Consider the following 17,255-nt stretch of genomic DNA (forward strand, 5'->3'; position numbering starts at 1 on the left):
TCACCGACAAACGTGCTGTCATTGCCACAATTCGCTGGTGACCTACACCGTGCTGCTCGCTGAGGACGACCGGCCCATCCGGGACTCCCTGGTGCGCATCCTCCGCCTGGAAGGGTACGAGGTGATCGCCGTGGCCGACGGCGTCCAGGCCCTGGCCGCCGCACATGATCGCGCCGCTGATGTGCTGGTGCTGGATGTGATGATGCCGGGTGTCGACGGGCTCGGCGTGTGCCAGGTGTTGCGCGCCGAAGGCGACCAGACGCCGATCCTGATGCTCACCGCCAGGGTCGAGACCTCCGACCGGGTGGCCGGCCTGGACGCCGGCGCGGACGACTACCTGCCCAAGCCGTTCGAACCCCTGGAACTGCTGGCCCGCCTGCGCGCGCTGCTGCGTCGCGCCGGGCACGGCCAGGACGGCGCCGTCATCCAGGTCGGCGACTTGCGCGTGGACCCCGCCGCACGGCGTGCCTGGCGCGGCCCGCGCGAGCTCGCCCTCACCCGCACCGAGTTCGACCTGCTCGAACTGCTGGCCCGCAACCAGGGCATCGTGCTCAGCCACGCCACCATCTACGAGCGCATCTGGGACTACGACTTCGGCCCCGGGGCCAAGAACCTCATCGTCTACGTGGGCTACCTGCGCCGCAAGCTGGACGTGCCTGGGCGGCCGCCGCTGATCCACACCGTGCGCGGGGTCGGCTACGCCCTGAGGCGACCATGAGCCGTCGCAGCCTGCGCACCACTCTGGCGCTTGGCTTCGCCGCCATGGGAACGCTGGTCATCGTGCTCGTCGGCGGGCTGAGCTACGACACCGCCGCCGACATGGTGCGCGCCGACGAGAAGGCCCTCTTCGCGGGGATCGTCAACGACCTGCAGATCCAGGTGCGGCAGGGACGCTTCACGGCCGACGACCTCATCACCGACAACCCCAGCCGGAACGTGCTGCCCAAGTTGTTCCGGGCCGCCCGGATCAGCATCCAGGTCCTGGGTCCCGCCGCGCAGCGCCCTGCCCCGCTCCCCTTGGACCGGCCGGGCACCGACCGACAGCCCGGCTACGGGCCCCGGGGCGAGTTCGCCATCGGTGGCGTGCGCTACCGCACCGCCACCGTGCCACTCGGCGACGGCCGTGGCGCCATCAGAATCACCCAGCGGCTCAGTGACACCGACGGGCTCCTGGCCCAACTGGGCCGACGCGTCATGCTCCTGGCCGGGGCCGTCGTCGTCATCGCGGCGGTAGGGGGATGGTGGCTGGCCCGCAGGAGCACCCGGCGGCTGATCCGGCTGACCGCCGTCGCCGAAGAGGTCGCCTCCACCGGCAAGCTGGAAGTGGCCGTGCCGGTCACCGGCGAGGACGAGATCGGCCGGCTCGGCCGCTCCTTCGACGACATGCTCGGCCGTCTCGCCCGCGCCAAGCACGACCAGCAACGTCTGGTCCAGGACGCAGGGCACGAGCTGCGTACGCCGCTCACGAGCCTGCGCACGAACATCGCGATCCTGCCCCGCCTGGGCGAACTGCCGCCGCAGGAGCGGGAGAACCTCCTACGGGACTTGACCCAGGAGTCGCGCCAGCTGACCACCCTCGTCGACGAGCTCTTGGAGCTGGCCGCCGGCGAGCACGAGGGCGAAGAGCCGGTCGAGATCCAGCTGGCCGACCTCGCCGAAGAGACGGCGGCCATGGCCAGGCGCCGCAGCGGGCGGGAGATCCGGGTACGCGCCGCCCCCGCCGTGGTCACCGCGCGCCCGGTGGCACTCAAGCGCGCCATGTCCAACCTGCTCGACAACGCCGCGAAGTTCGACCCTGACGGCGCCGAGCCGATCGAGCTGGTCACGGAGGCCGGGCGGATCGAGGTCCGTGACCGGGGCCCCGGCATCGCCGAGCATGACCTGGAGCGCGTCTTCGACCGCTTCTACCGCGCGATCGCCACCCGCGACCTGCCCGGATCCGGCCTGGGCCTGGCCATCGTCAAGGACGTCGCACACCGCCACGGCGGTGCCGCCTTCGCTGCCAACCGCTCGGGCGGCGGAGCCGTCGTGGGCCTCACACTCGGAGCATCAGGGGGTCCATGACACAACCCCCGGCTCAGCCGCGGCCGACGCGGGCGAGCTGGCGGGACTGGGCGACCAGGCGGCCGGCCGAGTCCCACACCTCGATCTCCTCGTCGAACCAGCCGTCGCTGACCAGCCTGCCGCTGCCGAGCACGGTCAGCCAGCCGGGCGCGGGCAGCGCCCTCAGGTACCAGGTCAGCTCGACGGTCGGCGCCCACCCCCGGCCGCCGGCCGAGAACACGACGGGCGGCAGCGCGTCCACGGCGAGCGCGATGATGTACGGGTCCGGATCCTGCGGCTCGACCATCCGGAAGTACGCCCGCGACTCGGGCCGTCCGCTCGGGGCGCCGTGCAGCCAGCTGATCGAGCTCGGGTCGAACCGCAGGTCCACCTGCGCGCCGAGCGTCATGTTCGACTCCGGCTTCGGCGGCGGAAGCCGCAGGCAGTCGGCGAGATCGGGCATGGCGACCTGGGGCGCGCCCGACCAGTGGGGCGCGGCCTGCGGGTCCAGCGTCGCCGTGGTGACCAGGATCTCGATGTACCGCTCGCCGTCCCTGACGAGGGTGGCGCGCGTCATGGCGGCGGTCCGGCCCGTCTTGAGGCGCTCCAGTCTGACCGTGGCCGGTCCGGGCGGGATGGGCTTGAGGAACTGCACCGAGGTCGAGACGGGGTGCGGGTGCGGCGAGGAGTCGGTCACCGCCCGCAGCATGACCGCCATCAGGTAGCCGCCGTTGAGGGGGCCGCCGATGGCGTATCCGTCGTCCAGGCAGACGTCGTAGGTCGTGTCGTCCACCTTGATCGCCTGCGTCGCCTCGTCGAACTTGGTCACCGCGCCCCCGATTCCCGAATGTTGTTCTAGTAATCAGTACCTTAACGGCTCCTCGGCATCCGCCCTGTTTCGGGTCAACCGAAGTGCAAGCATTTCGCTACCGTTGCCGCTTACGTTGAGAGTTGCCCACTGTCACCGGACATGTGAGAGAGAGATGCCTGCCGATATCCCGCCGTTCCCTCACGGCCAGGATCCCGATCGGACAACCCCCAATCAGAGGCCGCAGCCGTACCCGCAGCAGCAGCCTTTCGGCGACGGGCACACCCAGCAGTGGCCGCACCCGGAGGAGCTCGGCCCGCCGACCACGCCGCCCGGCCCGCCGATCGCCGCCAAGCGCGGCCGCGGCTGGATCATCGCGCTCGTCGCGGCGGTGCTCGTGTGCGTCGTCGGCGGAGGCGGCGTGTGGGCCGCCGGCGTGCTCAGCGGCGGCGGAACCCAGCCCCACGACGTGCTTCCCGGCAACGCCATCGGCTACCTGCGGCTCGACCTCGACCCGGCGGCCAACCAGAAGGTCGCGCTGTTCGGCATCGCGCGCAAGTTCTCCGTTACCAAGGACGTCTTCTCCGGAGACGATCCCCGCGAGTCCCTGTTCAAGGTGCTCCGCGAGGCAGGCGGCGAGCTCGACGGAGTCGATTACGCCAAGGACGTCGAGCCCTGGCTGGGCGACCGCGTGGGCTTCGCCGTGCTGCCCCAGACCTCCGGGGACCGGGCGGGCGAGAACGTCGCGCTCGCCGTACAGGTGAAGGACGAGGCCGCGGCGCGCGCGGGCCTGAACAAGCTGGGCGCCGGCACGAAGGAGAGCGGGTCGGGCATCGCCTTCCGCGACGGATACGCGATCCTCGCGCGCAGCCAGGCGGAAGCCGACCAGTACGCGAAGGCGGCGCCGCTGTCGGAGAACGAGCGGTTCGCCGGCGACACGGACGCGCTCGGCGAGCCCGGCGTGCTGTCCTTCTGGGCCGACCTGGGCGCGATCGCCAAGAGCGAGGCGCAGAACGGAGCCGCGGCCGAACTGGTCCGGAACAGCCGGTTCACCGGAGCCCTCAGGTTCGGGGACGACTACGCCGAGCTGACGGGGTTCGTCAGCGGCACCGGCCTCAAGCCGGCCGAGACCGACGTCAAGCCCGTCAAGCTGGGCGAGCTGCCCGCCACCACCGCCGCCGCGTTCGGCGTCTCCGGCCTGGGCGACATGGTGCGCGAGCAGTGGGAGAAGCTGCGGACGGCGGTGGAGGAGACCGCCGACGGTCGCTCCCTCACCCAGTCCACCGAGAAGTACGGCATCAAGCTGCCGGACGACCTGGTCACGCTGCTCGGCGAGAGCGCCACCGTGGCCGTGGACCGTGAGGGCCTGACCGGCGACCAGCCGAACGCCGGCGTGGTGCTGCGGACCGACCCGGCCAAGGCACGCGAGGTCCTGACCAAGCTTGAGTCGTCCGCGGCCGAGGGCGGGGTCGCGCCCGAGCTCGTCAAGGCCGAGGGGGACGGCAAGCTGGTCGTGGCGACCTCGCAGGATTACGCGAAGACGCTCGCCACCGATGGCGCCCTCGGCGACGAAGAGGCGTTCCGGCTGGCGGTGCCCGGCGCCGACAACGCCACCTTCGGCCTGTACGCCGACCTCGACCGGTTCGAGGAGTTCTACCTCGGCGACCTGCAGGCCGAGGAGCGGGCCAATCTCCAGGTGCTGCGGGCGGTGGGCCTCAGCGGCCGGATCTCCGGCGAGAACGCCGGCTTCACGCTCCGCGTCCTGTTCAACTGACCCGACCTGGAACCCTGGTTCGGGCCTGGGAAAACGTCGAGGGCCGGTTCCGATCAGATCGGAACCGGCCCTCGGTCACGTGTCGGCGGGGTCTCGCGGATCCCCGCCGGCGTGAAGATCAGCGAAACGCCGTTCGGGGGTTCAGGCCCAGAGCTGGCCTTCGAGCCGATCCTCCGCCTCGTCGAGGGTGCCCTCGTAGGCGCCGGTGGACAGGTATTTCCAGCCGCCATCCGCCACGATGAACACGATGTCGGCCCGCTCCCCCTCCTGTACGGCCTTGCGCGCCATGCCGAGGGCGGCGTGCAGGGCGCATCCGGTGGAGATGCCGGCGAAGATCCCCTCGGTCGCGAGCAGCTCCCGGGTCCGGCGCAGCGCGTCGGCCGAGGTCACCGAGAACCGTGTGGTCAGCACCGAGGCGTCGTAGAGCTCGGGGACGAACCCCTCGTCCACATTGCGCAGGCCGTAGACCAGCTCGCCGTACCGGGGCTCGGCCGCGACGATCTTGATGTCGGGCACCTTCTCCCGCAGGTAGCGCCCGACGCCCATGAGCGTGCCCGTGGTGCCCAGACCCGCCACGAAGTGGGTGACCGTCGGCAGATCCGCGAAGATCTCCGGCCCGGTCGATTCGTAGTGGGAGCGCCAGTTGGCGGGGTTTCCGTACTGGTAGAGCATCACCCAGTCGGGATGTTCGGCGGCGAGCCCCTTGGCGACCCGGACCGCCTCGTTGGAGCCGCCCGCCGCCGGCGAGGAGATGATCTCGGCGCCCCACATGCGCAGGAGCTGGCGGCGCTCCTCGGAGGTGTTCTCCGGCATGACGCAGATCAGCTTGTATCCCTTGAGCCGGGCGGACATGGCCAGCGAGATGCCGGTGTTGCCGGAGGTCGGCTCCAGGATGGTGCAGCCGGGGGTGAGCAGGCCGTCCTTCTCCGCCTGCTCGACCATCCACAGCGCGGGGCGGTCCTTGATCGACCCGGTCGGGTTGCGGTCCTCCAGCTTGGCCCAGATCCGCACGTCGTCCGAGGGGGACAGGCGCGGCAGGCCGACCAGAGGCGTGCGGCCGACCGAGTCGATCAGCGAGTCGAAACGCATGCTGGTACGGCTCTCGCCTAGCGGGCGCCGCCGGCGACGGCGGGCAGCACCGTCACCGTGTCGCCGTCGGCGACCGGCGTGCTCAGTCCGCCGAGGAACCGGACGTCCTCGTCGTTGAGGTACACGTTGACGAATCGGCGCAGCCCCGAGTCGTCCACCAAGCGGTCCCGCAGGCCCGGGTGACGCGACTCAAGGTCGCCGATCAGCTCTTCCAGGGTGGCGCCCGTGCCGTCCACGGCCTTGGCGCCGCCGGTGTAGGTGCGGAGGATGGTCGGAATGCGGATCTCGATGGCCATCGCGGGTCAGTCTCCTTGATCAGTGGTCGTCATGGTGAACAGCCCACCTCATTGGAACGGAGGCGGGCAGGCGGCGATTCCGCTGCGGAACGGAACTCAGCGACAGTCGTAGACGACGACAGAAGGGGTGTGCGCGAAGAGGAACTTCTGCACGGGAGATCCGGGACACACTAGGCCCGGGAGGACAGCCGACGACAGCCCGGGGCGGACGTCATCAAAAGGCATGACGCCAGTCTAGCCGTACGCCTCCACGATCTTGACTGGCTCCTCCGTTATGACGCCCTCCACGATCCGGTAGGAGCGGAACTCCACATCGTCCTCCGAGGCCGTCGAGACGAGCACGTAGTGCGCGTTCGGCTCGGACGCGTACGACACGTCGGTGCGCGAGGGGTACGCCTCCGTCGCGGTGTGGGAGTGGTAGATGACGACCGGCTCCTCGTCCCTGTCGTCCATCTCCCGCCACACCCGGAACTGCTCCATGGAGTCGAAGCGGTAGAACGTCGGGGAGCGCTCGGCGTTCTCCATCGGGATGAACCGTTCCGGCCGGTCGGAGCCCACCGGGCCGGCGATGACGCCGCACGCCTCGTCCGGGTGATCCGCCCGTCCGTGGGCCACGATCTTGTCCACCAGTTCGCGCGCGATGGTCAGCATGGCCTCACCATAGGGCACGGACGAGCGTGTCCTGGAGGTAGGTCAGCCACTCGTAGATCGCGAGAGCGGGGTAGCGCGGATCCTCCTCCGACATCTCCGCCATCTCCTCGTGGATCTGCTCGGTGACCTCCAGCCGGATGCCGAGCGCGAGCCGCACGTCGTTGAGCGCGCGCAGCCACGCCCCCGCCTGCTCCGCGGTGAGTTTCACCACGCCGGGCTCGGCCGTGTCCAGCAGCGTCTGCGCGTCGGCCCGCTTGCCGTCGCGCAGCGTCGCCTCGGTGTAGCGCCGGAACTCCTCCGACGCCTTGTCGTCCTCGGCGTACGCCGACGGGAACAGCCGGGCGAGCACGGGATCGGAGGGGACCTCGCCCGAGCCGATGCCGAGCGCCCGCTCCAGCGGGTCCTCACCCGTCACTCCAGGCTCGACCAGGGTGAGGATCTGGGAGACGAGCGACGCGAGAACCGCCACCTCTCCGGAGTCGAGGACGATCGACACACCCTCGCCCGCGGGCGTGAAGCCGGTGCTCACCCGTCACTCCGTTCACCGTACGGCGGACGAACTCCTCGCCCGCCACCGATCCGATACCTTCGGGGCCGCCCCGCACGCGCCACACCCATCAGCTGTCCCGCTGGACCGTGGCCCACAGGCCGTACGAGTGCAGGGTCTGGGCGTCGCGCTCCATCTCCTCGCGGCTGCCGCTGGCGACCACCGCCTTGCCCTTGTGATGCACGTCCATCATCAGCTTCTCCGCCTTCTGGCGTGGGTAGCCGAAAACCGTCTGGAAGACGTATGTGACGTACGACATGAGATTGACCGGATCATTCCAGACAATCGTCAGCCACGGCAGATCCGGCCGTACGTCCGTCGACGGACGTTCGACCTCCATCGGAGCGGTAGCACCCACGTAACCATCCTGCACCACACCCGCCGTAGTCTCGACACGTGCAGATGACCATGAGCAGCGCCTTGCTCACAGACCACTACGAACTGACCATGCTGCAGGCCGCCCTCGCCGGGGGAGCCGCGCACCGCCGGTCGGTCTTCGAGGTGTTCGCCCGTCGCCTGCCCGGAGGCCGGCGATACGGAGTGGTCGCGGGGACGGCCCGCGTGCTCGACGCGCTGGAGAACTTCCGGTTCGGCGACGAGGAGCTGGAGTTCCTCCGCGCCGGCCGTGTCGTCGACGAGCGCACGCTGGAGTTCCTCGCCGGATACCGCTTCACCGGCCAGGTGTACGGCTACCGCGAGGGCGAGTCCTACTTCCCCGGGTCACCCGTCCTGGTCGTCGAGGGCACGTTCGCCGAGGCGGTCCTGCTGGAGACCGTGATCCTGTCGATCCTCAACCATGACTGCGCGGTCGCCTCGGCCGCCTCCCGCATGGTCCAGGCGGCCGGCCGGCGGCCGATCATCGAGATGGGCTCCCGCCGCACGCAGGAGCTCGCCGCCGTCGCCGCCGCCCGCGCCGCGTACCTGTGCGGCTTCGGCTCCACCTCGAACCTGATGGCCGGGCACCTGTACGGCGTGCCGACCGCGGGCACCGCCGCGCACGCGTTCACGCTGCTGCACGACTCCGAGGAGGACGCCTTCCGCGCCCAGCTCGACTCGCTCGGCGTCGGCACGACCCTCCTCGTCGACACGTACGACGTGGCCAAGGCGGTGCGTACGGCGGTCGAGCTGGCCGGACCCGACCTCGGCGCGGTGCGGATCGACTCCGGCGACCTGGCCGAGGTCGCCCTGGACGTGCGGCGGATCCTCGACGCGTTCGGCGCGAACCGGACCAGGATCGTCGTGACCGGCGACCTCGACGAGTTCGCCATCGCGGCGCTCGCCGCCGCCCCCGTCGACGGGTACGGCGTGGGCACCTCCGTGGTGACCGGCTCCGGCCACCCGACGGCGAACTTCGTCTACAAGCTGGTCGCCCGCGAGGACGCCGGCGGAGTGCTGCGTCCGGTGGCCAAGCAGTCGGTCGGCAAGCCCAGCAGGGGCGGCCGCAAGTGGGCCTACCGCGCGGTCGAGGACGGCACGGCCGTGGCCGAGATCGTCACGGGCGAGCCGGTGGAGGGCAGGCATCGGCCGCTGCTCGCGGAGCTCGTCCGGGACGGCGAGGTCGTGGGCCGCGAGCCACTGGAGGACGCGCGGGCGCGGCATCGCGCGACAGTGGCGGAGCTGCCGACGATGGCGCACAGCCTCTCCCCCGGAGACCCCGCGATCCCTACTATCTTCACTTGATCCCGGGGGGACCGGCGGATGAGGACGACGCCGGTCCCCTCGCGGTCGCTTTACTCTGTTTTGCATGAAATCCGCGCTCATCATCGTGGACGTGCAGAACGACTTCTGCGAGGGCGGCAGCCTCGCGGTGGGAGGCGGCGCCGAGGTGGCCGCCGCGATCAGCCGGTACGCGCGGCGGCATGGCTACGACCATGTGGTGGCGACCCGCGACTACCACGTCGACCCCGGGCACCACTTCGCCGAGCGGCCCGACTACGTGGACACCTGGCCGGCGCACTGCGTCGCGGGCACGGAGGGCGCGGGATTCCACCCGTCACTCGACATCGCCCCGATCGAGGAAGTGTTCAGCAAGGGCGCCCACGCGGCCGCCTACAGCGGCTTCGAGGGCGTCGCCGACGACGGCACCACCCTGGCCGGCTGGCTCCGCCGGCACGGCGTGGACACGCTGGACATCGTCGGCATCGCCACCGATCACTGCGTACGGGCCACCGCCGTGGACGGCACCCGCGAGGGCTTCGCCGTACAGGTGCTGCTCGACCTCACCGCGGGTGTGGCGCCGGAGACGACCGAGGCCGGGCTGGCCGAGATGGCCGAGGCCGGCGTGCGGCTCACCGGAACCCCGATCGTGCGCCGCTGACCTCCCCGGCCCGCGGCCGGAGGCCCTGGACCCGCAGCCGGAGGCCCCTGAAAGCGGGGCGCGTCGAGGCGCTCGGCTCCCCCGGCTTTCCGCGGAGCGTTCAGGCGGGGATGGCGAGCGAATGTTCAATTTGGCCCGCACGAAGCGCGAGAGATGTGTTACGTAGAGTGACAACTCCTCGCGATTGGCGGCGTCGATGTTCGCGTTCCTGCTCGGCCTGTCCTGGCTCGTCCTCACTCCCATCTGCATCTGGCGGCTCTTCGGTCGCGACCAGACCAGGCTCGCCCGCCTGACCGGAGTGCTGACGCTGGCGACGTTGGAGGCGGCCACACTGGCCGTCGCCTGGACGGACCAGCCGTCGCACGAGATGGCCAGGCACGGCATGGCCGGAGAGTCCGGGGACGTCGTGGCGCACACCCCCACGCCGTCCGCGTCCGCCTCTCCCGCCTGCGCGACCCGCGCTCCCGCCCCCGAGTTCGTACGGCCGGAGCAGCGCGGACACGAAGGCGTGCGGAGCATGACGATCTACTGGACGGCGGCGCCCCAGCAGTGCGGGACGGCGACGGTGACCTTCCGGCGCGCCGGCCGCCAGGTGCGGGTCTGGCTGGAGGAGGGGCCCGCGCGCGGCGACGACATCCAGGGGCGACAGGCCCGGACGCTGCCCGTACACGTCGCCGAAGGACGGGCGGCGCTCGACCTGACGCTCATGCCGCCGCTGCGCCCCGGCGTCCGGCTGCTGGCCGTCGACGGCCGCACCGGCCACCGCATCCCGGAGAAACGCCCGTCGAACGGCTGACGTCGCCTGCCGCCCGCCATGGACGGCGGCATGGATGCCGGTGAGGCCGCGCCGTGCCGCCCCACCGGATGCGAGCCGTGGTGACGCCGCAGCCGCCGTCACGAGGCTGTGGGGCGGGTCGTACGGACCCCGGCCCCACGGACACCGTTTGCCGCGATCAGGAGCGGGGGCTCACCTCCGCTGGGTGGCCCACTTTCTGATCATGGCGATGCGTTCCTTGATCTGCTCCGCCGAGGCCTGCGCGATCGCCGGCCCGCCGCAGGAGCGGCGCAGCTCCGCGTGGATGACGCCGTGCGGCTGGCCGGTGCGGTGGTTCCACGCGCCGACCAGGCCGTTGAGCTCCTTGCGCAGCTCCTGCATTTGCTCGTGCGGGGCGAGGGCGGGCGCGGGCTCCGGGGCGCCCTTCCGCCGCTTGGCGGCCTGCTGGTCGGCCTGCCGCCTGCGCAGCAGGGACGCCACCTGGTCGGGCTCAAGCAGCCCGGGAAGGCCGATGAAGTCCTCCTCCTCGGGAGAGCCGGGCGCGGCCGCGGTGCCGAACTCGCCGCCGTCGAACAGCACCCGGTCGAACGTCGCGGACGCCTCCAGCGTCTGGAACGGCAGCTCGTCCCCGAGCGCGTCCGGCTGGTTGCGCTCCTGCTGGGCGCGTTCGAGCAGGGAGTCGTCCAGCCCGTCCTCGGCCTGCGCACGGCCCAGGACGTGGTCGCGCTCCTCCTCCATCTCGGCGGCCAGGCCCATCAGGACCGGAACGCTGGGCACGAAGACGGACGCCATCTCGCCCCGCTTGCGGGCCCGGACGAAACGTCCGACCGCCTGCGCGAAGAACAGCGGCGTGGAGGTGCTGGTGGCGTAGACCCCGACGGAGAGCCGGGGGATGTCCACCCCCTCCGACACCATGCGGACCGCGACCAGCCAGCGCGCCTGGGAGGCGGTGAACTCCTTGATCTTCTTGGAGGCGTCCGGGTCGTCGGAGAGCACGATTGTGGCCCCCTCGCCGGCCACCGTCCTGATGTGCCGGGCGTACGCGCGGGCCGACTCGTGATCGGAGGCGATGATGAGCCCTCCGGCGTCGGGGACGCCTCGGCGCACCTCGGTCAGCCGCCGGTCGGCCGCGTGGATGACCTGGCGGATCCAGTCGCCCTTCGGGTCGAGCGCGGCCCGCCACGCCTGGGAGAGCTGGTCCTTGGTCAGCGGGGTGCCGAGCGTGGCGGCGATCTCGTCGCCCGCCCGCGTCCGCCACTTCATCTCACCGGAATAGGCGAGGAAGATGACCGGGCGCACGACCCCGTCGCGCAGCGCCGGACCGTACCCGTAGGAGTAGTCGGAGGCGCTGCGCATCGTGCCGTCGCCGTCTTCGACGTACGTGACGAAGGGGATCGGGCTGTCGTCGGAACGGAACGGCGTGCCGGTCAGCGACAGCCGCCTGGTGGCCGGCTCGAACGCCTCTCGGACACCGTCACCCCACGACTTCGCGTCGCCCGCGTGGTGGATCTCGTCGAAGATGACCAGCGTCTTGCGCGCCTCAGTGCGCGCCCGGTGCAACGCCGGGTGCATCGCGACCTGGGCGTACGTGATGGCGACGCCGGTGAAGTCACGCGAGGTGGCGCCCTGGCTGTTCTTGAACTCGGGGTCGATGGCGATGCCGACCCGGCTGGCGGCGTCGGCCCACTGCCGCTTGAGGTGCTCGGTGGGGGTGACGACGGTCACGGCCTTGATGATGCCGCGCGAGAGCAGTTCGCTGGCGATCCGCAGGGCGTACGTGGTCTTTCCCGCGCCCGGCGTCGCGACAGTGAGGAAATCCCTCGGCTCACGCCGGAAGTAGAGGTCGAACGCCTCCTGCTGCCAGGCACGCAGCTTGGTCGCGGTGCCCCAGGCGGCGCGGTCGGGATAGGAGGGCGAGAGATGCGATGCGGCGGATACGCTCAACGACGCCTCCCCCATCCCGTTGGAACAATGCTGTATCTATCGGTTCGCTCCCTCACAGTGACCTCAGAGTAGCCCGCCCGACCGACAAGACGTGCCGACCTGTCGAGATCCTGGCGGCGATTGTCCCGCTGTGCTACGGCGCCCGCGACGCTGAGAAATGCCTCACAGTCGTCCGCGCCAACCGCCCCACCTGCCCGGCGACGCCGAATACGGGGCCGCCACCCCTCATGGGCGGCGCTGGGGGCGATGATCACGATGGACGCCGGCTGTGTGGCCGCGGCTCGCGTCCGCCCGAATGCCGGACGAGGGGAATTCCGTCACCGTACGGCGGCCATGACGGCGTCGATCTCCGCGCGGGCGGCCGGTTCGTCGGGGTGAGCGAGCCCCAGGAGGACGGTGCTGGTGCCTTCGGCGTCCACGAGCAATGTCACGCGGAGGAAGGCGGGCTGGTTCACGGCGTCCCGGTAGTCCGCGCGCAGGGCACGCGTGTAGCCCCGGCGGGAGCCCGCGGTCACCGCCCGGTCGTCCACGACGTCGATCTTGTCGCCGCGGAGCAGGAGCCGACCGTACATATCGGTCAGGGAGACCACCGCCGGGCGGGGGTCGGCCGGGTCCGCCCGCTCGCCACGCCGGACCATCACTGTGGCCTGCCCCTCGTGGACGGCCACCGACGTGAACCCGGTGACCGGAGCGACGACGCCCTCCCGCCAGCCGGGAGGCAGGTCGTACGCGACCCGGGCCAGCGGGTCGTCGACCGTACCGGCGGGGGCGCCGCCCATGACGGTGACGACCAGCACGCCGATCACCAGGCCGGCCGCCGCCGAGGCGAGGGTGCCGACGATGAGGCGGACGAGCCGGCGGGGCATGCGGCGCGGCGGCGGGATCGGCGTGCCGTACCGGCTGGCCGACGGCGGCAGGCTCTCGCCGAGGTCGTCGTCGAAGAAGGCGCCCTGCCCAGCTCCCCCGGTCCCACCGCCTTCGGCGGCATCCGGACCGGCGCCGGGCGGGACGGCACCGCCGCGCGAAGGGTCGGGCCGGGCGGTGTCGTCCTGGTCGGAGGGCGGCCACACCCGGCGCGCCCATTCCTCGTCCACGGCGCCTCCTGAACCGCGCCCGGCGGCACGAGCGCTGCTCAGGAGTTAGTCATGCCCGCGGCCGCCCGTCAACGGGGATCCCGGCATTCGCCACCGGCGGGCTCAGGCCCGCGACCGGCGGTAGGTGTCCCACATCTCGTGCATCCGGGCCGCCTGTCCCGCGGTGAACTCGTACATGCACCGGTCGTACCCGTAGTCCATGAAGTTGTGGACCGGGTCGTCACCTGGGGAGGGGCAGGAGTCTCTGCGCCCGGGGCAACCGGGGCTGGGTGACGCCTCCGGAGGCGTGTCGTCCACGGAGTCACCTGGAGGCTTGCAGCCGTTCTCGAAGGTGTGCAGCAGGCCGAACCAATGGCCGATCTCGTGTACGGCGGTGTAGCCACGGTCGAAGTTGACCAGCGGCCCTCCGGGCATGCTGCGCCAGTCGATCACCACGCCGTCGAGCTTCGGCTCGTCCTTGTACCAGTACGGGTACGTGGCGTATCCGAGAACGAGCTGGCTGAGCTGGCCGACATAGAGGTTCAACGTCTCCGGCCCGCCGGTCCGGAGCTTGCGCTTCATCGGATCCTCGTTCGCGACGGGATCGCGGAACCACTGGGCGTTGGCGGTGTGGGTGATGCCTTTGAGCTCGAAGCGGAAGCCGGTGTCGGCGCCGCCCACCTTGCCGCCGTAGGCGGAGTTGAGCGCGTCCACCTGCCGGCGGACCGCGGAGTCCGGCGCGCCGAACGCGCCGTCCTTGATGACGTGCACCCACAGCGGCACGGTGATGACCTCGACGGCCTTCCGGACCCGCCCGCTCCGGCTCGTGACCTTCACCTGTGCCAGGCGGCGGTGCAGGTCGGCGGACATCCGGCGGACCTGCCGGGTGTCCGGAGCGCGCGGCTCCGCCAGTCTGGCGGGGGCGTCATGGTGCGCCCGGGCCCGGCACGCATCTCTGGCTCCGATGGACCCGGCTCGGCTCTCGGCGGGAAACCCGCACACCGTTAAGAGACATGCCAAAGAGACGGCGAGCACGCGCCGGGCCATTCGCTCCCCCGATACGACTGGTCAGACAGACAGCTGACGCTAGCCGCACCGGGAGCGGTCATCCCGGATCGACACTCACTCGTCGGAGGGCTCTCCCTTGGGCAGCCCCTCGTAGATCTCCTTGCATTCCGGGCAGACGGGGTACTTCTTCGGATCCCGGCTGGGCACCCAGATCTTGCCGCAGAGGGCGCGGATCGGCGTGCCGGTCACCATGCTCTCGGTGATCTTGTTCTTGTCGGCGTAGTGCGAGAACCGCTCGTGGTCGCCGTCCCCGTGCGAGAGCCTCGGAGTGACATCGCTCTCGGGAAGAATCTTCGTACCGCTCACGAGTACCGATTTTACGCGGGAAAGGAAACCGCCCCGCCCGGTCCGCCCGGGAGAGGGAGGACCGGCGGGGCGGATAGGCGCCACACCTGGGAGGAACGCCACACACGGGGTGGCCGGCACGGTGCGGGACGGGGTCAGCCCACGTGGACGGGCGCGCCCTCCGTCTTGCGGCCCGCCTTCACGAAGAGGGCGAGGAGCGCGGCCAGGATGGCGACGCCCGTGCTCACGGTGAAGCCGAGGTGCAGGCCCTCCATGAAGGACAGGTGCGCCGCCTTGGTGATGAGGCTGCCCATCGGCTCGGGAAGCCCCTGAAGGCCGCCACCGCCCACGGTGGCGGCCTTCTCCAAGAGGGCGAGATCCTTCGGCGGGATCGCCGACGCGGCCGAACCGAGGTTGCCGACGAACATTTCCGCCACCTTCGACGACACGACGGCGCCCAGGATGGCGGTGCCGAGCGCGCCGCCGACCTGCATGGCCGACTGCTGCACGCCGCCGGCGACGCCGCTGAGGTCCTCCGGCGCGTTGCCCACGATGATCTCGGTCGCGCCGACGAAGACCGGCGAGAGGCCGAACGCGAGCAGGACGAACGGGATCGCCGTGTCGATGAACGCGGCGTCCATGCCCAGCCGGGACATCAGGAACATCGCGACCGCGGTGACCAGCATGCCGCCCGCGATGGTGATCTTCGGGCCGAGCTTCCCGATGAGGACGCCCGCGAGCGGCGACGCGACGATCATGCCGGCGCTCATCGGCAGCATCCGCAGACCGGACTCCATCGGGGACAGCCCGTGCACGCCCTGGAAGAAGAACGTGAGGAAGAACATGGCGCCGAACATCGAGAACGCGACCATGATCATCAGACCGGTGCCGATGGAGACCGAGACGTTCCGGAACAGGCTGAGCGGCAGCAGGGGCTCCCGCGCGCGGGACTGCCAGAACAGGAAGATCGCGCCGATCACCACGGTCGCGGCGATGAACCCGATGGTCCACGGGTCGCCCCAGCCCCACTCGGGGGCCTTGATGATCGCCCACACCAGCGAGAACATCGTGCCGGACAACAGCACGACGCCCAGCCAGTCGACCCGCGACAGCGTCTGCGCCCTGCTCTCCTGAAGCACCCACAGACCGACGGCGAGCGCGATGACGCCGACGGGCACGTTGATGAAGAAGACCGACTGCCAGCTCACGTTCTCCACGAGCAGGCCGCCGATGATCGGACCGCCGGCGCTGGACAGGCCGATGATCGCTCCCCACGCGCCCATCGCCATGTTGAGCTTCTCACCCGGGAAGGCGGAGCGCAGCAGCGCGAGCGCGGCGGGCTGCAGCATCGCGCCGAAGAGACCCTGCAGCACGCGGAGCGCGATCAGCGCGCCGACCGAGCCGCTGAGGCCGATCGCCAGTGACGTCAACGCGAAGCCGGCCACGCCGATCAGGAAGATCCGCTTGTGGCCGAAGAGGTCGCCCAGCTTGCCGGCGGTGATGAGGAAGACCGCCAGCGCGAGCAGATAGCCGCTGGTCACCCACTGGAGGTCGGAGAGCGACGCCTTCAGTTCCGCCTGGATCACGGGGTTCGCGATCGAGACCACGGTGCCGTCAAGCATCACCATGATGACGCCCAGCGAGACCGCGAGCAGCGTCATCCACGGATGACTCTTGCCGCTCCCCGCGGACGCGTCTGGTTGTACGGCCAACGCCTGAGCCATGATCGAGACCCCCCATATCCAGAGAAGACAACCGGAGTAACTTATGTCACCTCATGACAGATGACAAACTCTTTTTTCCGGCATACGGTGCCATGTGGCAGATTATGAAGCGAGGGTTTCGTGAAGGTGACAACCATGGGTCTGCGGGAACGCAAAAAGCAGAAGACCCGGATCGCGCTGATCGACGCTGCCCTCGACCTGTTCCTAACACACGGGTACGACATAACGACGGTCGACCAGATCGCGGCCGCCGTGGACGTCTCGCCGCGGACCTTCTTCCGCTACTTCGCGTCCAAGGAGGAGGTCGTGCTCTCCCCGTGCCACGACGGCCAGGAGATCTTCGAGAGCGAGCTGGCCGCCCGGCCGGCGGACGAGTCACCGTACCAGGCGGTGACGGGGGCGATGCGCACCGCCCTGGCCACGATGCGGGACGGTGATCCGGCCACGGTCGACCGCTTCGTCAAGGTGGGGCGGCTCATGGAGGAGACCCCGTCGCTGATCGCCGCGCAGATGTGCCTGATCGCCCAGGGCGAGCGGCGGCTGGCCGAGGAGGTGGCGCGCCGCCGCGGCACCGGCGTGGACGATCTGCACACCCAGTTCGTGGTGTCGCTCCTCACCACGATCAACCGAGTCCTCATGGAACACGGCCCGGACGACCTCTCGCTTCTGCTCGAACGCATGGAGCGGATCCTCGCCGTCGCCGAGCGCTGCCTGCGTCCCGGCTGGGACCGCTGAGAGGCCGGCCAAGGGGCCCTGGGCCCCGGCTCGGCCTCTCCGCCGAAATTCGATCAATGTACCGTTCATCGGCGGCCGTCCCGATCCCGCTGGTCAGCCTCCGCCCCCTCGATCTCGGCCCCGCGT

18 protein-coding genes are annotated in these 17,255 nt (G+C 70.6%); 7 read left to right on the forward strand and 11 right to left on the reverse strand.

Translation table 11 applies throughout. The features are described from left to right. The first annotated feature begins 37 nt into the window (after window positions 1-37). Window positions 38-718, forward strand: coding sequence for a response regulator transcription factor (locus tag AWQ71_RS00745; protein ID WP_067124894.1), 681 nt, complete (start codon window positions 38-40; stop codon window positions 716-718). Continuing rightward, window positions 715-2,064, forward strand: a complete 1,350-nt coding sequence (locus tag AWQ71_RS00750) for a sensor histidine kinase (protein ID WP_067124897.1) — start codon at window positions 715-717, stop codon at window positions 2,062-2,064. The genes AWQ71_RS00745 and AWQ71_RS00750 overlap by 4 nt, the downstream gene beginning before the upstream one ends. A 13-nt stretch (window positions 2,065-2,077) precedes the next feature. Here AWQ71_RS00750 and AWQ71_RS00755 read toward each other — a convergent pair whose 3' ends face one another. Then, the gene (locus tag AWQ71_RS00755) at window positions 2,078-2,872 is read right to left on the reverse strand and encodes a thioesterase family protein (RefSeq protein WP_067124900.1); all 795 of its coding nucleotides are present in this window, start codon (window positions 2,870-2,872) and stop codon (window positions 2,078-2,080) included. 154 nt (window positions 2,873-3,026) lie between these two features. Here AWQ71_RS00755 and AWQ71_RS00760 point away from each other — a divergent pair, with 154 nt between their 5' ends. Beyond that, window positions 3,027-4,625: a DUF3352 domain-containing protein gene (locus AWQ71_RS00760; RefSeq protein WP_067124903.1), complete on the forward strand. Its 1,599-nt coding sequence runs from the start codon at window positions 3,027-3,029 to the stop codon at window positions 4,623-4,625. A gap of 141 nt (window positions 4,626-4,766) precedes the next feature. Here the strand turns inward: AWQ71_RS00760 and AWQ71_RS00765 are convergent, their stop codons facing one another. From AWQ71_RS00765 to clpS, 5 genes are all read right to left on the reverse strand, one after another. Beyond that, window positions 4,767-5,714: a PLP-dependent cysteine synthase family protein gene (locus AWQ71_RS00765; RefSeq protein ID WP_067124906.1), complete on the reverse strand. Its 948-nt coding sequence runs from the start codon at window positions 5,712-5,714 to the stop codon at window positions 4,767-4,769. A 17-nt stretch (window positions 5,715-5,731) separates the two neighbouring features. After that, window positions 5,732-6,010: a MoaD/ThiS family protein gene (locus AWQ71_RS00770; protein WP_067124908.1), complete on the reverse strand. Its 279-nt coding sequence runs from the start codon at window positions 6,008-6,010 to the stop codon at window positions 5,732-5,734. 234 nt (window positions 6,011-6,244) lie between these two features. Next, window positions 6,245-6,661 (reverse strand): M67 family metallopeptidase, encoded by a 417-nt coding sequence (locus AWQ71_RS00775; RefSeq protein WP_067124911.1) that lies wholly within the window; start codon window positions 6,659-6,661, stop codon window positions 6,245-6,247. Between the two features lie 4 nt (window positions 6,662-6,665). Next, on the reverse strand, window positions 6,666-7,190 hold the full coding sequence (locus tag AWQ71_RS00780) for a DUF2017 domain-containing protein (protein WP_067124914.1): 525 nt from the start codon (window positions 7,188-7,190) through the stop codon (window positions 6,666-6,668). An 88-nt stretch (window positions 7,191-7,278) separates the two neighbouring features. Next, window positions 7,279-7,548 (reverse strand): ATP-dependent Clp protease adapter ClpS, encoded by a 270-nt coding sequence (clpS, locus tag AWQ71_RS00785; RefSeq protein WP_439650348.1) that lies wholly within the window; start codon window positions 7,546-7,548, stop codon window positions 7,279-7,281. A 56-nt stretch (window positions 7,549-7,604) separates the two neighbouring features. Here clpS and AWQ71_RS00790 point away from each other — a divergent pair, with 56 nt between their 5' ends. The 3 genes from AWQ71_RS00790 to AWQ71_RS00800 all read left to right on the forward strand — a co-directional run bounded on the left by AWQ71_RS00790 (window position 7,605) and on the right by AWQ71_RS00800 (window position 10,321). After that, window positions 7,605-8,888: a nicotinate phosphoribosyltransferase gene (locus tag AWQ71_RS00790; RefSeq protein ID WP_439650344.1), complete on the forward strand. Its 1,284-nt coding sequence runs from the start codon at window positions 7,605-7,607 to the stop codon at window positions 8,886-8,888. Window positions 8,889-8,952: 64 nt separating this feature from the next. Next, window positions 8,953-9,525, forward strand: coding sequence for a nicotinamidase (locus tag AWQ71_RS00795; protein WP_067124923.1), 573 nt, complete (start codon window positions 8,953-8,955; stop codon window positions 9,523-9,525). A 196-nt stretch (window positions 9,526-9,721) separates the two neighbouring features. Continuing rightward, window positions 9,722-10,321, forward strand: a complete 600-nt coding sequence (locus AWQ71_RS00800) for a hypothetical protein (protein ID WP_157570120.1) — start codon at window positions 9,722-9,724, stop codon at window positions 10,319-10,321. A gap of 171 nt (window positions 10,322-10,492) precedes the next feature. Here AWQ71_RS00800 and AWQ71_RS00805 read toward each other — a convergent pair whose 3' ends face one another. The 5 genes from AWQ71_RS00805 to AWQ71_RS00825 all read right to left on the reverse strand — a co-directional run bounded on the left by AWQ71_RS00805 (window position 10,493) and on the right by AWQ71_RS00825 (window position 16,394). After that, window positions 10,493-12,244, reverse strand: coding sequence for a DEAD/DEAH box helicase (locus AWQ71_RS00805; RefSeq protein ID WP_245658046.1), 1,752 nt, complete (start codon window positions 12,242-12,244; stop codon window positions 10,493-10,495). A 317-nt stretch (window positions 12,245-12,561) separates the two neighbouring features. Next, on the reverse strand, window positions 12,562-13,338 hold the full coding sequence (locus tag AWQ71_RS00810; protein ID WP_067124929.1) for a hypothetical protein: 777 nt from the start codon (window positions 13,336-13,338) through the stop codon (window positions 12,562-12,564). 102 nt (window positions 13,339-13,440) lie between these two features. Further along, window positions 13,441-14,187, reverse strand: a complete 747-nt coding sequence (locus AWQ71_RS00815; protein WP_245658047.1) for a zinc metalloprotease — start codon at window positions 14,185-14,187, stop codon at window positions 13,441-13,443. A gap of 252 nt (window positions 14,188-14,439) precedes the next feature. Next, window positions 14,440-14,691 (reverse strand): DUF3039 domain-containing protein, encoded by a 252-nt coding sequence (locus AWQ71_RS00820; RefSeq protein ID WP_067124932.1) that lies wholly within the window; start codon window positions 14,689-14,691, stop codon window positions 14,440-14,442. Between the two features lie 134 nt (window positions 14,692-14,825). Continuing rightward, window positions 14,826-16,394, reverse strand: a complete 1,569-nt coding sequence (locus AWQ71_RS00825; RefSeq protein ID WP_067124934.1) for a DHA2 family efflux MFS transporter permease subunit — start codon at window positions 16,392-16,394, stop codon at window positions 14,826-14,828. Between the two features lie 135 nt (window positions 16,395-16,529). On the opposite strand from AWQ71_RS00825, the gene AWQ71_RS00830 reads away from it, so the two are divergent. After that, a complete protein-coding gene (locus tag AWQ71_RS00830; protein ID WP_067124937.1) occupies window positions 16,530-17,129 on the forward strand; it encodes a TetR family transcriptional regulator in 600 nt (199 codons plus the stop codon). Window positions 17,130-17,255: the final 126 nt, after the last annotated feature.

Source organism: Microtetraspora malaysiensis, from assembly GCF_001528665.1.
GTDB classification, from domain to species: Bacteria; Actinomycetota; Actinomycetes; order Streptosporangiales; family Streptosporangiaceae; genus Microtetraspora_A; species Microtetraspora_A malaysiensis.